General features: G+C 39.0%; 14 protein-coding genes. 5 read left to right on the top strand and 9 right to left on the bottom strand.

What is annotated here, in order from left to right; genetic code table 11:
• Positions 1 to 16: 16 nt before the first annotated feature.
• Positions 17 to 415, bottom strand: a complete 399-nt coding sequence (locus tag AAV96_RS05755; protein ID WP_046738631.1) for a hypothetical protein — start codon at positions 413 to 415, stop codon at positions 17 to 19.
• 173 nt (positions 416 to 588) lie between these two features.
• Here AAV96_RS05755 and AAV96_RS05750 point away from each other — a divergent pair, with 173 nt between their 5' ends.
• A complete protein-coding gene (locus tag AAV96_RS05750) occupies positions 589 to 960 on the top strand; it encodes a lysozyme inhibitor LprI family protein (protein ID WP_004659107.1) in 372 nt (123 codons plus the stop codon).
• A gap of 61 nt (positions 961 to 1,021) precedes the next feature.
• Here the strand turns inward: AAV96_RS05750 and infA are convergent, their stop codons facing one another.
• On the bottom strand, positions 1,022 to 1,243 hold the full coding sequence (gene infA, locus AAV96_RS05745; RefSeq protein WP_001284370.1) for a translation initiation factor IF-1: 222 nt from the start codon (positions 1,241 to 1,243) through the stop codon (positions 1,022 to 1,024).
• A gap of 229 nt (positions 1,244 to 1,472) precedes the next feature.
• Between infA and AAV96_RS05740 the strand changes: the two genes are divergently transcribed.
• Positions 1,473 to 2,480 (top strand): AraC family transcriptional regulator, encoded by a 1,008-nt coding sequence (locus tag AAV96_RS05740; protein WP_004659105.1) that lies wholly within the window; start codon positions 1,473 to 1,475, stop codon positions 2,478 to 2,480.
• A 41-nt stretch (positions 2,481 to 2,521) separates the two neighbouring features.
• Here AAV96_RS05740 and truA read toward each other — a convergent pair whose 3' ends face one another.
• The 5 genes from truA to asd all read right to left on the bottom strand — a co-directional run bounded on the left by truA (position 2,522) and on the right by asd (position 8,363).
• Entirely contained in the window at positions 2,522 to 3,319 is a 798-nt protein-coding gene (gene truA / locus AAV96_RS05735) for a tRNA pseudouridine(38-40) synthase TruA (RefSeq protein WP_046738630.1), read from the bottom strand.
• 16 nt (positions 3,320 to 3,335) lie between these two features.
• Positions 3,336 to 4,304, bottom strand: coding sequence for an asparaginase domain-containing protein (locus tag AAV96_RS05730; protein WP_171249125.1), 969 nt, complete (start codon positions 4,302 to 4,304; stop codon positions 3,336 to 3,338).
• Between the two features lie 44 nt (positions 4,305 to 4,348).
• Positions 4,349 to 5,539 carry a FimV domain-containing protein gene (locus AAV96_RS05725; RefSeq protein WP_046738629.1) on the bottom strand — a complete coding sequence of 397 codons (1,191 nt, stop codon included), beginning with the start codon at positions 5,537 to 5,539 and terminating at the stop codon, positions 4,349 to 4,351.
• A gap of 61 nt (positions 5,540 to 5,600) precedes the next feature.
• On the bottom strand, positions 5,601 to 7,103 hold the full coding sequence (locus tag AAV96_RS05720; RefSeq protein WP_046738628.1) for a FimV domain-containing protein: 1,503 nt from the start codon (positions 7,101 to 7,103) through the stop codon (positions 5,601 to 5,603).
• Positions 7,104 to 7,244: 141 nt separating this feature from the next.
• Positions 7,245 to 8,363 (bottom strand): aspartate-semialdehyde dehydrogenase, encoded by a 1,119-nt coding sequence (gene asd / locus AAV96_RS05715; protein WP_004659097.1) that lies wholly within the window; start codon positions 8,361 to 8,363, stop codon positions 7,245 to 7,247.
• 189 nt (positions 8,364 to 8,552) lie between these two features.
• On the opposite strand from asd, the gene AAV96_RS05710 reads away from it, so the two are divergent.
• Complete coding sequence (locus AAV96_RS05710) at positions 8,553 to 9,662, top strand: endonuclease/exonuclease/phosphatase family protein (RefSeq protein WP_046738627.1); 1,110 nt, start codon at positions 8,553 to 8,555, stop codon at positions 9,660 to 9,662.
• Between the two features lie 282 nt (positions 9,663 to 9,944).
• On the opposite strand, the gene AAV96_RS05705 is transcribed toward AAV96_RS05710, so the two are convergent.
• Complete coding sequence (locus AAV96_RS05705; RefSeq protein ID WP_004659087.1) at positions 9,945 to 10,880, bottom strand: hypothetical protein; 936 nt, start codon at positions 10,878 to 10,880, stop codon at positions 9,945 to 9,947.
• Positions 10,881 to 11,009: 129 nt separating this feature from the next.
• Here AAV96_RS05705 and AAV96_RS05700 point away from each other — a divergent pair, with 129 nt between their 5' ends.
• Positions 11,010 to 11,540, top strand: coding sequence for an O-acetyl-ADP-ribose deacetylase (locus AAV96_RS05700; protein WP_046738626.1), 531 nt, complete (start codon positions 11,010 to 11,012; stop codon positions 11,538 to 11,540).
• Between the two features lie 59 nt (positions 11,541 to 11,599).
• On the opposite strand, the gene AAV96_RS05695 is transcribed toward AAV96_RS05700, so the two are convergent.
• Positions 11,600 to 13,507 carry an ATP-binding cassette domain-containing protein gene (locus AAV96_RS05695; RefSeq protein WP_046738625.1) on the bottom strand — a complete coding sequence of 636 codons (1,908 nt, stop codon included), beginning with the start codon at positions 13,505 to 13,507 and terminating at the stop codon, positions 11,600 to 11,602.
• A gap of 32 nt (positions 13,508 to 13,539) precedes the next feature.
• On the opposite strand from AAV96_RS05695, the gene AAV96_RS05690 reads away from it, so the two are divergent.
• Positions 13,540 to 13,785, top strand: a complete 246-nt coding sequence (locus tag AAV96_RS05690) for a SlyX family protein (RefSeq protein WP_004659082.1) — start codon at positions 13,540 to 13,542, stop codon at positions 13,783 to 13,785.
• Positions 13,786 to 13,884: the final 99 nt, after the last annotated feature.

The following is a 13,884-nucleotide window of genomic DNA, read 5'->3' as shown; positions in this document are numbered from 1 at the left end:
AATGTATATAAGTGAACTAACAAGCCTTGCCTTCATAGCGAATAGAGCGAGCAATTTGTTGTTGGTCTAGCTCAAAAATGATGTGACATTTTAAATTGAGATCATAAGTACTATCTGCATTCCCAGCACTTTGAATTGGTATATTTTGAGCACCAAGTTCAGCCGATTGAGCAATAGGAATAGGAATACGAATTGGGCGAATGACACTGTAAATCAGCTGATTGCTTTGTTTGATTGGTTGGGCGATAGTCTGAAAACCTAGAGGTTTTAAATCGAACTGCTGTTGGATTATGGTTGCAGATTGCCCAATAAAAGGTTGTAAATAATCAGGTAGGCTGGTTCGATTTTGGTATGCAGTGGTACATGCTTGTAAAGATAATATGATTAGAAATAACAAATACTTAATTTTTTTCATTTTGATCAATCCTTATCCTCTCATCTGTTTTTATTCAATCCTTAAATTATGTTGGTGTCGAGTTCATTTGTGTGAATTGATAAAAATATACAAACTAGTCTATTTTTAGGCAATATTCAATTAAGTTCAAATGTGCTTAGATAGATAGCATATTAAGCGATTGAGAAAACTTGATGCACAAATTTATATTTGGACTGATGTGTGGCGCTTTAGCAACATTCAGTCATGCAGATAATTGTGATAAGGCACGCAATACGTATGATGATATTTATTGCACGAATAAAATTTATGCGAGTGCTGATGCTGATTTAAATAAAAATTACCAGCAATTACGTCACCAACTCAATGAGACACAACAAAAGATTCTTAAAAAGTCCCAGCTCGCATGGATTCATCATCGAGATGCAGAATGTACTGATGATCAAAAAAATAGCGTAAGCGTGCAATGTAGACTTACGACAACACAAGAGCGTAATCATTGGTTAGAGGAAAGATTGCGTGAGTGTCAAACGGTAGGATGTAAAACAACACGTTTGAGTGAGTAATAAGAATCAAGCATAAAAAAAGCCACAAACAAAATGTGGCTTTTTTGCATTCACGAATCTCTTAGCGCGCGCGATAAGTGATACGACCCTTTGTTAAGTCATAAGGTGTCATTTCTACTTTTACACTGTCACCCGTCAAAATACGGATATAGTGTTTGCGCATTTTACCAGAAATGTGAGCAATAACTTCGTGACCGTTTTCTAAACGTACACGGAACATCGTATTAGGAAGCGTTTCGGTGACAACGCCTTCGAACTCAATGAGTTCCTCTTTATTGGCCATAGCCTACCTGATGATCAAATTGGAAAGGGGCAAATTATAGTCAATTTATTTGAATTTTACAAGGTGAAGCTTATGTAAACCTTTTAGATCTTTATTAATAAAAACTGTCGGACAATTGACAATTTTTTTTAACAAAAGAAGCAGAATATTGTTGTCAGTTTGGTCAATCAACGTTAATCTAAAATTGTTGTTATTGTTACAAGAACGTATCTACAGGGAAGGGCACTGCGTGGGTCAGTTAACAGATGCATCAGTTGTATTGCGCTTTGGTTATCAGGCAATTCGTAAAGCAGGATTGCCAACTGAAGAGATTCTAACAAAAGCAGGGGTAGCGCTAAATCAAATTGATACCAATGCCAGAACGCCATTAAGTGCGCAAAATGCATTTTGGATTGCTGCACAGGAAGTCAGCAATGATCCTGATATTGGATTGCATTTAGGTGAGCATTTACCACTCTATCGTGGTCAGGTGATTGAGCATCTATTTATTAGTAGTGAAACATTTGGTGAGGGTCTAAAACGAGCTTTAGCTTATCAGCGTCTGATCAGTGATGCTTTTGATGCAAAACTCGTAGTTGAAGATGGTCGTTGTTATCTCACCAATGGTGAACAGTTTTGGTCAGATAATTTAGTCAATCGCCATTTCTCTGAATGTGCTATGTCAGGCATCTTACGTTTCTTTAAATTTATTACTGAAGGTCAGTTTCAGCCAATTTACATCGACTTTAATTTTAGTGATGGTGCTGATGATGATGAATATTTCCGAGTGTATGGTTGCCCTGTTAGCTTAGGACAAAAAGCGACACGTCTTTATTTTGATGTGGCAGTGCTTGATTACCCATTGTGGCAAGCTGAACCAGAACTACTACAATTACATGAACAACTAGCGATTGAGAAATTACAAGAGCTTGCACGGTATGATTTGGTTGGTGAAGTTCGCCGCGCGATTGGTTCAACTTTAGAAAGTGGTGAAACTACTTTGGAAACAGTTGCCGCTCAATTAAGCATCACGCCACGACGCTTAAGAACACAGCTTAGCGAGGCGAATACGAGCTTCCAGCAAATCCTTTCAGATTATCGTTGCCGTCTAGCGAAGAAATTATTGGCGAATACCAATGAAAGTGTAGAAAGAATTGTGTATTTAACGGGTTTTTCTGAACCAAGTACGTTCTATCGTGCATTTAAGCGTTGGACGAATGAAACCCCTGTCGAATATCGTAAGCGTAAACAGCGTTAATTTTTCTAAGAAAAAAGCCTTATCTCCCGATAAGGCTTTTTTTATTCAGGCAGATTTAACCATTGGGGACCTAAAGGCAGCTGTGGTAAATCAAACTCATCAGGATAATAGGACTGAATAAAATATAAACCATCAGGTGGGGCGGTGATGCCTGCAGCCGTACGGTCTTCTGCGGCAAACATGGTATCGATATGATCAATCTCGTACATACCTTGTCCGATTTCTAGTAAACATCCCATGATATTCCGTACCATATGATGTAAAAATCCATCGGCTTGAATATCTAATACTAAATAGCGTCCATGCTCAAATAGACGGCAGTGTTTTACATGACGTATGGGTTGATTGGATTGACAGGCAGCAGCTCGGAAGGTCTCGAAGTTATGCGTTCCCTCAAATTTTGCTGCCGCAGTAATCATCTTTTGTACGTCAAGCGTCTGATAAAGGTGGGTGACCTGTTTATGTAACAAGGCAGGACGAGTCGGAGCGTTATACACTATGTAGCGATAACGTCGTGCAATCGCTTTAAACCGTGCATGGAAGTTCTCATCCATGCATTTAATCCATTGAATTGAAATATCTTTTGGAAGTTGACTATTGGCACCACGAATCCAACCTTGTTCTGGTCGAATGGCTTCGGTGTCGAAATGAGCTACCATATTAGTTGCATGTACACCTGCATCAGTTCGTCCAGCACCATGCAAAATAATGGGCTCATTAGCAATACGGCTCAGCACTTTCTCGATGGTTTCCTGAACAGTTACAACGCCAGCCTGCTGGGTTTGCCAACCACGGTATTGCGTGCCACAAAATTCAATACCGATTGCATAACGTTGCATGTTTTAACCTCAAATATTAATGCTGATGCCAATTCGCGAACCATTGTTCGTGGCTCGGATATTTTAAATAGATTTGCAAGACTTTTGCATATAAATCAGCATGGCTATGGCAATCATTGATTAAAACTTTGGCAGATTGAATCCATGAACTGACGGCATAACGTTGATCTAGTTGCCCAAAGGTCACTTGGGTGCTGATAATAGGCAGACATTTTTTTTGATACAGTTGCTCAAACAGCATCAGAATTTCGTCATTTACTGCAATATTTCCCGTGCCAAATCCTTGTAGAATCAAGAAATTTGGTGGGTTAAGCAGAATATTTTTTAATTGTAGTATGAGTTGTTCTTTTGCAATCGGTTGCAACATTAAATTTAAAATGCTGAGTTCAGTTGCTTGCTGAATATATTCATTTTGAACAACAAGAGAATCTGCTGTGGTTTGACAACTTTGATCTGCTTTAACACCGACAAAAGCATCCAATTCAGTGGTATGTGCTTTTAAGGTCGTTTGTGCGTGAAAAACTTGTTCATGGAACGCCAGATAAACACCAGTTGGCAAAGAGAGAACTTGCTCTAATGCTAAATATAGGTTGCCTTTGGCATCTGTAAATTCACGGGTATCATTGCCTTCAACATTCAATAATGGGTATTGGCTACCTGTAATAATGGCATGACAAGAATGTCCCAAGAAACGAGCAAGTGTTGCTGCAGCGTAACTTAATGTGTCTGTCCCATGAATAATGACAAAATGTTGAAAACTATTGAGTTGCAATTGCTGGATTTGTTGTACTAACTTTAGCCAATCCGTTGCGGTGCAGGCACTACTGTCTTTGATACTTGGTGCAGCGAAGCATTCGACCTGTAAATGAGGTGGAATGATCTTAGCAAGTAAAGGTAAAAAATCCTGTTCTGGCATCGGCATCAATGGTTCGCCAACGCAACCAAACGTGCCACCCATATAAATTAAAGCGATTTTTTTCATCATAAAAAAAGCAGTCTGAGAGACTGCTTATATTAGACCGATCAAATTCAGGAAGCTATTTTATTCAGTAAACTTTGTGAATGTTGTTGTTGCTCTGCATTAAATGATGGGCTATTTTTTAATAATTCACGTGCAGAATCATAAGCGCCCAATTCAATATATTGCTCAGCAAGTTCTAGATTGAGCTGTGCTTCATCAAGTTTTTGTAAATCAGGAAATGATTGTACAAGAGGGTCATTGATTGCAACAGATGTAGTTTGAGGCGTGGTTTGAACAGGTTCAAGTTCAACAACTGATTCCGTAACTATTTCTGTAACTTCAACTTGCTTGTTTTCTGTCGGTTCAAAACTAAAATCTAACGTTGGTGCTGCTTCAGTTTTTTGTTCTGTAACTTCTAAGTTTGAAAAATTGAAATCTAATTCAGGTTTTGCTTCTTCAACTACAGGAGTGGTTGCAGGTGCAGCATCTAAATTGAATGAGAATTCTAAAGGAGCAGGCTCTTTATTCTCTTGTTGCTCGATTGTTGGCGCAGCTTCAGTTGTTTCCTTTTTCTCAAAGGAAAAATTAAAATCTAATGGCTGAACTTCTGGGACTTGTTCAACTGGTTTAGCTTCTTCTGCTGGTGCAACATATCCAGATTGTAAGTCATCAAATGATTGTGACGTTTTTGATGCGGCTAAAGCGTCAAAATCTGCGTTGTTTTGCTCTTTTGCTAAACTATCTGATGTACTGGTTTGCTGGAAATGGCTTGAGCTTGAACTGAACTCAATTGCATCAGGTTGTTTATTTTTTTCGTATTCACGTTGTTTTGCTTCAGCAGCTTGAGCAATATCATCAAGTTTCAAAGCATGAATATGTTTGATCAATTGATCAATTGCAAAATCATCTTTTTGAGCTAAGTGAATATCAAGGAGAAATAAATATAACTCATGTTGGGAGTTATCTTGTTTTAAAATCTGATTGATTTGTGCTTCTGCGCTTTGATAATTGCCGCTTTGAATTTGCTGTTCAATTTTCTGGCGTAAAGACTCTGGAATCGCGGTTGCGGCGGCTGGAACAGATTCTTGTTCTTCACGTGCTAATGTCGTACGTGAAGTTTTAGTTGTAGCTGCTTTCTTCGCTGATTTTGCTGTAGCACCTTTTTTAGATGTTGCAGTAGTTTGGTTGTCACTGCGTTTTTTTAAAACGATTGCAACAACTAATACGACGATTAGCAGTACAATTATTATAGTTGACATGATCTATACCCCTTAAAGATAGAGCCGCTTTGTTGCAAATTTATGAGAATCTTCTCGTAACCTAGCGTGTTGGCTTTTTAGTTTCCTGCTGCACTTTCAACTGATCTTGTAACTCTGCAAGCCGAGCATTTAATAGCTGAATACGTTGTTCCTTGTTACGTAATGCCAATTCTAACTGTGTTACGTTTCTTTGTAATGTAACGGTTTTTTCTCGTGCTGTCATAACTTTTAATGATAAATCTGCACTGGTTTTTTGCTGTAATGTGTCTTTTTTCGCACTTCCATTGCTTGAATCTTGGTTACTTTCAGCGATCAGTGACATTTCAGCTTGCTGCAGGCGATATTTGGCTTGACCTGATCGAGGATGCGTTGTCTGTGCTGCTATTTGGTTTATAGCTGTATTTTGACGAGATGGTGTTGTATTTAGATTGAAATTTAAACGAGACCCTTGTCTTAAACGATTTGCGTTGCCACCAATAAAAGCATGCTCATTCTGTGCTTTGATCTGATTCATAACTTTAGCAACAGGCTGTTGTGTTTGTGATGCGATTTGTTGCGCAATACTCCATAAAGATTCGTTACGCTGCACGACATGCTGTTGAGCTGAGTTATTAGATGCAGTCATGGAGTTGCTATTTGTGGCTGGTGCTTTCTTTTTAACTTGTTGTGTATTTTGCGTAGGTTGTTGTTTTTTAATTTTTTCTTGTGGTTCAACTGGTTTTGTGTCAAGTGGTTTTGATTCTTTTTCGATTGGTGTTGGTGGTTGACTCGCAGTTTGAACTGGCTGAGCTGAGACTTGAACAATAGGCTTTTTAGTTATGGTAGGAGTTGGATTTGATTCAATTTTTACTGGTGCAGTCGTATTTATATTATTTGTTTCGATTTTAGGGCTAATTTTTGCAGTTACAGTGTCCTGATTCTGGCTCGACATCGGCGTTGTAACAACGGATATTGCTATTGGAGAGCTTTGCTTTGATTGTGAGCTATTTAATACTGGTGGTAAAGCTGAGGAAACATTTAATAAATTTTCTTGCTTTAAATTAAGCTCTTTTGCATTTGTTGCAATTGGTGAACTGAAGCGAGTGCTTTCGGGCAAATTGAGTGCAATATCTTTTTCACTGACAATATATTTAGGTGAAAGCGTTTTTTCATTTGCAGCTGCTTTAGCGGATATCGCTCTCGAACTTTGTCCTATAGGCTGCTTAATATGCTTTAAATGTGCTGCACCACTTTCTTGTATTTTAAGAATAATATTAAGTTCACTGTCTGTCATTGGACGTGTAGAGGTAATAACAATCACCCCTTCACCTTGTGAATTACGACGTGTATAAAAATTTAGGCCACTCGGAGGCTGATGAGCAGCGCCCATCATTAAAAGATCTTCAGGTGTTGCTAAGCCTACATCTAATTTTGCGGTAGGATCGGCTTGATGAAAACTCATTTCTGCGTAGAGTAATTCACCAGGTGCAGATTGGATTTGCAATGGATCGAGTGTAATCGCATAAAGGTGTTGCGAAGAAATGATGGCTAAAATGGCAACTTTTAATTTGTTATAAACAGTCATCTCGATCCATGAAAAAGTGATGTTTTAGTCAATTCAAAAGTATACATTACCGTGATGTAAATGAATTGTAAAATATTCATGTTTGATAAAAAACAAAAGCCGATCAAATGTGATCGGCTTTTGTTTTTTAAATGTTTTTGCTTAAGCGTTCTTGTATTCAACCAAAATACGAAGCATACGGCGTAAAGGTTCAGCAGCACCCCAAAGTAATTGGTCACCCACAGTGAATGCGCCTAAATACTCTTTACCCATATTGAGCTTACGTAAACGACCAACTGGAACTGTTAAAGTACCAGTTACAGCAACAGGAGTAAGGTCAGTCATAGAGGCTTCACGGGTATTTGGAACCACTTTCGCCCATTGGCTTGATTGACGAATCATATCTTCGATTTCATCAAGCGCAACATCTTTTTTCAACTTCAAAGTAATGGCTTGAGAGTGACAACGCATTGCACCAATACGAACACAATGACCATCAATTGGAACAATCTGTTGATTGCCTAAGATCTTGTTAGTTTCAACTTGACCTTTCCATTCCTCTTTTGATTGACCACTTTCAAGCTGTTTATCGATATATGGGATCAATGAACCTGCTAATGGCACACCAAAGTTAGACTTTGGAAAACCTTCGCCACGTTGCAACTCGGCAATTTGACGGTCAATATCAAGAATTGCAGATTTTGGATCATCCAATAACGTTTTAGTATTGTTATATAAATAGCCCATTCCAGTGATCAATTCACGCATGTTTTGCGCGCCCGCACCAGAAGCTGCTTGATAAGTCATCGAAGTTGCCCATTCCACTAAATTATTTTGGAACAGAGAGCCTAAACCCATCAACATTAAAGAAACGGTACAGTTACCGCCAACGAAAGTTTTAGTGCCGTTGACTAAACCATCTTTAATCACGTTTAAATTGACTGGATCAAGTACGATGATTGCATCATCTGCCATACGTAGTGTAGAGGCAGCATCAATCCAGTAACCATCCCAACCTTCAGCTTTCAGCTTAGGGAAAATTTCAGATGTATAATCACCACCTTGACAGGTTAAAATGACATCCATTTGCTTCAGACTGTTAATGTCGGACGCATCCATAAGTGCTGGTGCAGTCTTACCACCAAATGAAGGTGCTTCGCCACCTGCATTACTGGTAGAAAAATAGAATGGCTCAATGTGAGCAAAATCATTCTCTTCAACCATACGTTGCATGAGGACAGAACCAACCATCCCACGCCAACCGACCAGACCTACTTTCATGTCATTGTGCCTCGGTATGTAAAAAACTTTAAAGGGGTTTGAGTGTATCAAAAGCGACCACAACTGCAAGCTTTACGTAAATAAAACGATAATTTTATTGAGTGGAATAACTTGTTTGTATTAGATAAAAAATTGATAAAGCTATAACTTCTTTAAAAAATCCAAGATAACCCTAAGAGTACAATTAACATGATATGGATCGAATTTTGTGCGGTACTGGTTATTTGGCTGAGCCTATGGTCCTTGATTCCTCGTGATGAATGGTGGTTTCGCGGTGCAGATTTTCCTCGTTTGCAAATATTGGCAATAGGAATAATCGCCCTATTGGGTTTGCTATTTATGCAAACAGAATGGACTTTAACGCGAGAAGTACTGCTTTTGGGGCTTATCGCAGCGGTCGCATTCCAATTAAAAATGGTTTTGCCTTACACGCCAATATGGCGTAAACAAGTTCAGCAGGTGAAACAAGAGCAATTAAATCCAGAACAGCAAATTTCTTTGTTGGTTGCTAATGTACTTACACCTAATCATCAATATGATTTATTATTGAAACATATTGATGATTTACAACCAGATCTAATACTGACATTAGAGTCCGATCAGAATTGGCAAGATGCATTACAGTCTATAGAAAAACAATATCCTTATCGTGTTGCAGTGCCATTGGATAATTTATATGGCATGCATTTGTATAGCCGTTTATGTTTAGATGATTCTGAAATTAAATTTATTTTAAGCGATGAAATTCCATCTATTCACGCCTCGGTAACATTACGTTCAGGTATCCAAGTACAGTTATATTGTTTGCACCCTAAACCACCAAGCCCAACTGAAGCCAAAGATTCAACTTTAAGAGATGCTGAGCTTTTAATTATTGGCGATCGAATAAAAGATTTGGATGAAAGTTGTATTGTCATGGGGGATCTTAATGATGTGGCATGGTCACGCACCACGCGATTATTTCAACGAATCAGTGGTTTGCTAGATCCACGGGTAGGTCGCTATTTCATGAATACTTTCCACGCAGATTATCGGCTTTTACGTTGGTCTTTAGACCATATCTTTCATAGTACTGACTTTGGCTTAGTGGAAATGAAACGTTTATCTCATATAGGTTCTGATCATTTTCCAATTTATGTCGTTTTACAGACGGGTCGTATTTTTGAGCAACAGCAGAAAGAACTAGAACAAAGCGCTGAAGATGAACAAGAGGCTGAAGAGGCGATTCGGGATGGTATAGAAAAAGCAGAACAAGAGCACAAACAAGTTGTAGATGAATTGGCTCAGCCTTATAAGTGACTCAATAGAATGAAATGGCAAATATCGTGATGTAAGCAATATCGTACATTGATTTAAGTCTACGGCGAATAGTCGAGTTTGATCAAAAGGTTTATTCTAAATACATCAGCACAAGGACGCAGGAAAGGATTTCCGATTAAGGATAGCGACGCTGAGATGGAAAACGCATCAAGGATATGATGCATGCGATGGAAGCAAGATAATAAAAATGACGTGAAAGCACAACCTCATTTGCCCGAGTTTTGCAGGATGCGAAACTCGGGTTTTAATCTTCTCTAAATATTAATAAATTTTCTCGTAACCTTCTGCTCGGGTTTTGAATCTACGGTGAAACCACATCCATTGAGTTGGTGCGATACGCAATTGAGCTTCAATGATTCTATTCACCCGAATTGCATCATCGAGTTCATTTTCACTCGGCATATTTTCAACAATAGGCTCAATCAGAACTTTGTATTGTGGATTACGAACATCGCCATAACGATAAAAATAAAGCGGGATTGCAACAGATTTGGAGATTTTTAATAGACGACGATGTGCAGTAACAGTTGCAGCAGGAACACCAAAAAAAGGCGCCATGACACCTTGTTTTAAGCCAAAATCTTGGTCTGGACTATACCAAATCGCACCGCCATCTTTTAAGCGACGAACCAAGCCACGCATATCATCATGATCAATTTGCTGTTGATAAATGGTTGCGCGACAACGATAAATCAGCATATCCAACATCGGATTATTCTGAGGACGATAGACCACATCAGGCTCAAAATATTGAGCACAAATATAACCACCGGCATCCAATAAAGTACTGTGTGTACCTAGCAATAAGATACCTTTGCCTTGTGCTTTGGCTGAGTTGATGTGCTCTAGACCTTCAATACTATGGCGTCCTTTAAACCAATTTGGACAATACCAAGCATTTAATGTTTCAAATACCCCCAACATCATGTCGACAAACACTTGTTTTGCTTGTGCTTCAACCTCAACAGGAGACCATTCAGGGAAGCAAACTTCCAAATTTCTGATTGTGGTTTTTCGACGTGATTTGAGCAAGTGCCAGCATAATGAGGCTAAACCATGTGCCAAGCGCCATTGAATTGCCCAAGGTAAGATTGCTAAGAGCATGAGAAAAGTGATGGCGATCCAGATTTTCCAATACTTAGGGAGTAAAAATTCCCATTGAAACTCACCAGGAATATAAGACGATTGTTGGCTCATAAACTAGAAATATGAATGATATTGAATTTTGAAGCAGTGTAACATGAAGTCGGTTTTACGACTTTAAATCTAAAAGATAAAGCACAGCCTTTTTGTGTATAGATAAATAAATATTTTGATCAGGAGACCATGTTGAAACAGATAAGCATACGTAAGGGAGATATTACTCAAATCGCAGTGGAAGCTATCATCAATGCAGCAAATACCTCGCTTTTAGGTGGAGGTGGGGTGGATGGTGCAATTCATCGTCGCGGGGGAGCCGCGATTTTGGCAGAGTGCCAAAAAATCCGTGCCAAACAGGGTGGTTGTGCAGTAGGTGAAGCGGTGATAACCACCGCAGGAAATCTACCAGCAAAATATGTGATCCATACTGTTGGACCAACATGGTTAAATGGTGAGAAAAACGAACCAATTTTATTAGAAAATGCTTATCGTAATAGTTTTAAACTCGCTGATCATCTGGGTTTAAAAACAATTACCTTTCCAAATATTTCAACAGGAATTTATCGGTTTCCTAAACGGCTTGCTGCTCAAATCGCATTTAAAGTGATTAATGACGAGTTAAAACAAAGTCAGTCAGTCCAAGAAGTAATTTTTGTTTGTTTTGATGATGAAAATTTTAATATTTATCAGTCATTAAAAGATGATTTTGAAATCTAAGCATTCATTGGATTTTAATAGAGCATCTATCCACATAATGATAGATGCTCATCATCTGATTAATTGCCTTTCGACATATTTTCTAAGATGTCCCAACGTTCCAATTTCTCAAGCAAAGATTCTTCAATTTCTGCTAAACGTTGACTCGCTAAAGTTGCAGTATTAGCGTCAGAGACAAACCAAGAACCATCTGCAAGTTTTGCTGAAAGTTCGGCTTGTTCTTTTTCTAGCTTTTCCATCTCAGCAGGGAGTTGTTCTAACTCACGCTGATCTTTATAACTCAGCTTGACCTTCTTCGGTACTGATGCTGCGGCAGCCGCTGCTTCGGCTTTGGCTTGTGCTTTTTTCACATCACTTTTCTGATCAACCACTTTTTGGTCAGGGCGTTGTTCCAAGTAATCTTGATAGCCACCAATGTACTCATCAATATTGCCCTTACCATCGAATACCCAAGTCGAAGTCACAACATTGTCCATGAAAGCACGGTCATGCGAGATCAGTAACAAAGTGCCTTTGTAGTCAGACAGCATTTCTTCAAGCAACTCAAGTGTCACCATATCCAAGTCATTAGTAGGCTCATCCATCACGATCAAGTTTGATGGCTTGAGTAACAGTTTTGCTAATAGGATACGGTTTCTCTCACCACCAGACAGTGCTTTGACTGGCGTACGGGCACGTTCTGGTGAGAATAAAAAATCTTGTAAATAGCTATAGATATGACGGCGGTTACCATTCACATCGACAAAATCAGAACCTTCAGACACGTTGGCCATCACGGTTTTTTCAAGATCAAGTGCATTACGCAGTTGGTCAAAATAAGCCACTTCCAGTTGAGTACCGGTTTTCACCGCACCGCTATGTTCGATTTCACCTAAAATCGCTTTGATCAGGGTGGTTTTACCCACACCATTATCGCCGACTAAACCGATACGATCACCACGTAATACGATCGCTGAGAAGTCTTTGATTAACGGTTGCTCACCATAACTGACGCTTAGATTTTCAATCTCAAACACTAACTTACCAGAACGATGAGCTTCTTGTGTCGCCATACTGACCTTGCCTTGCTGTGAACGACGTGCTTTAGATTGTTCACGTAAGTCTTTTAAGGCACGGACACGGCCTTCATTACGGGTACGGCGTGCTTTGATGCCTTGACGAATCCACGCTTCTTCTTCAGCTAATTTTTTATCAAATAAAGCATTTTGTTTTTCTTCAGCTTCCATTTGCTGAGCTTTGAGCTCTAAATAGCGTGAATAATTGCCTTCATAGGCACGTAAAACACCTCGATCGAGTTCAACAATACGTGTTGCAATGCTATCTACAAATGAACGGTCATGTGAAATAAATAAAAGAGTTAGATTATTTTGATCAAGTAAGAACTTTTCTAACCATTCGATACTTTCTACATCTAAATGGTTTGTCGGTTCGTCCAGTAATAACACATCAGGTTGGGTAAGTAGGGCACGTGCCAAGAGCACACGACGCTTACGTCCACCTGATAGATCTGCTAAATCTGCATTTGGATCTAGCCCCATTTTACCTAAAATCGTATTTACTTTGTTTTCAAGTGCCCAACCATCGAGCTGATCGAGTTTATGCTGCAACATGCCCATACGATCGCAAGCTTCCATATCGCCTAATACACAGGCATCACTTGCTTCATGGTAGTCTTTGAGTACGGTTGCAGCTTCACCTGCGCCATCAGCAACAATATCGGCCACTTTGCCTGAATCCATAGGCACGTCTTGGGCTAACATTGAAACAGTTAAACCATTTTGAATCGAAACTTCACCTGTATCAGGTAATAAACTTCCCTCAATCAGTTTTAATAAAGTAGACTTGCCTTCGCCATTACGACCAATTAAACAGACTCGTTCGCCACGTTCTAGGTTAAAGTTCGCGCCGTCGAGTAGGGCAGGTCCGCCAAATGCGAGATGGACATCCCTTAAAGTAATGTAGGCCATAATGTTTCCTAAGAGTTCAGATGAGGTCTGAAATGACTAAACCACAAAAATTTGATGATCACGCGTCATTGTCCGCACCCATTGAAGATTTGCAAGTCCGAATTGCATTTTTAGACGATTTAGTTGAACAATTAAATCAACAGCTCGCAATTCAGACTCAAGAAATTGCAATTTTAAAAAAACAAATGCAACTTTTATATCGTCGAGTTGAATCTTCTGATTTATCGGAAGGGATTGCGCCTTTTGATCCAATGAGTAATAAACCACCACATTATTGATGGTGATAATATTGAATAATAAAAGTGTAATTTTAAAGTTCGTCATTCATTGAATGAATAATATTTTAAAACTTTAAATTAACCCGAATCGCGGATAAG

Source organism: Acinetobacter sp. AG1 (assembly GCF_001005525.1).
Classification (GTDB): Bacteria; Pseudomonadota; Gammaproteobacteria; order Pseudomonadales; family Moraxellaceae; genus Acinetobacter; species Acinetobacter modestus.
Note: the sequence above shows the minus strand (reverse complement) of the source record. Positions and strands in the feature narration are given on the sequence as shown.

Coding starts and splice junctions, on each gene's coding strand:
- AAV96_RS05755 (WP_046738631.1), bottom strand. CDS start 415: ATGAAAAAAATTAAGTATTTGTTATTTCTAATCATATTATCTTTACAA.
- AAV96_RS05750 (WP_004659107.1), top strand. CDS start 589: ATGCACAAATTTATATTTGGACTGATGTGTGGCGCTTTAGCAACATTC.
- infA (WP_001284370.1), bottom strand. CDS start 1,243: ATGGCCAATAAAGAGGAACTCATTGAGTTCGAAGGCGTTGTCACCGAA.
- truA (WP_046738630.1), bottom strand. CDS start 3,319: ATGCAACGTTATGCAATCGGTATTGAATTTTGTGGCACGCAATACCGT.
- AAV96_RS05730 (WP_171249125.1), bottom strand. CDS start 4,304: ATGATGAAAAAAATCGCTTTAATTTATATGGGTGGCACGTTTGGTTGC.
- AAV96_RS05725 (WP_046738629.1), bottom strand. CDS start 5,539: ATGTCAACTATAATAATTGTACTGCTAATCGTCGTATTAGTTGTTGCA.
- AAV96_RS05720 (WP_046738628.1), bottom strand. CDS start 7,103: ATGACTGTTTATAACAAATTAAAAGTTGCCATTTTAGCCATCATTTCT.
- asd (WP_004659097.1), bottom strand. CDS start 8,363: ATGAAAGTAGGTCTGGTCGGTTGGCGTGGGATGGTTGGTTCTGTCCTC.
- AAV96_RS05710 (WP_046738627.1), top strand. CDS start 8,553: ATGATATGGATCGAATTTTGTGCGGTACTGGTTATTTGGCTGAGCCTA.
- AAV96_RS05705 (WP_004659087.1), bottom strand. CDS start 10,880: ATGAGCCAACAATCGTCTTATATTCCTGGTGAGTTTCAATGGGAATTT.
- AAV96_RS05700 (WP_046738626.1), top strand. CDS start 11,010: ATGTTGAAACAGATAAGCATACGTAAGGGAGATATTACTCAAATCGCA.
- AAV96_RS05695 (WP_046738625.1), bottom strand. CDS start 13,507: ATGGCCTACATTACTTTAAGGGATGTCCATCTCGCATTTGGCGGACCT.
- AAV96_RS05690 (WP_004659082.1), top strand. CDS start 13,540: ATGACTAAACCACAAAAATTTGATGATCACGCGTCATTGTCCGCACCC.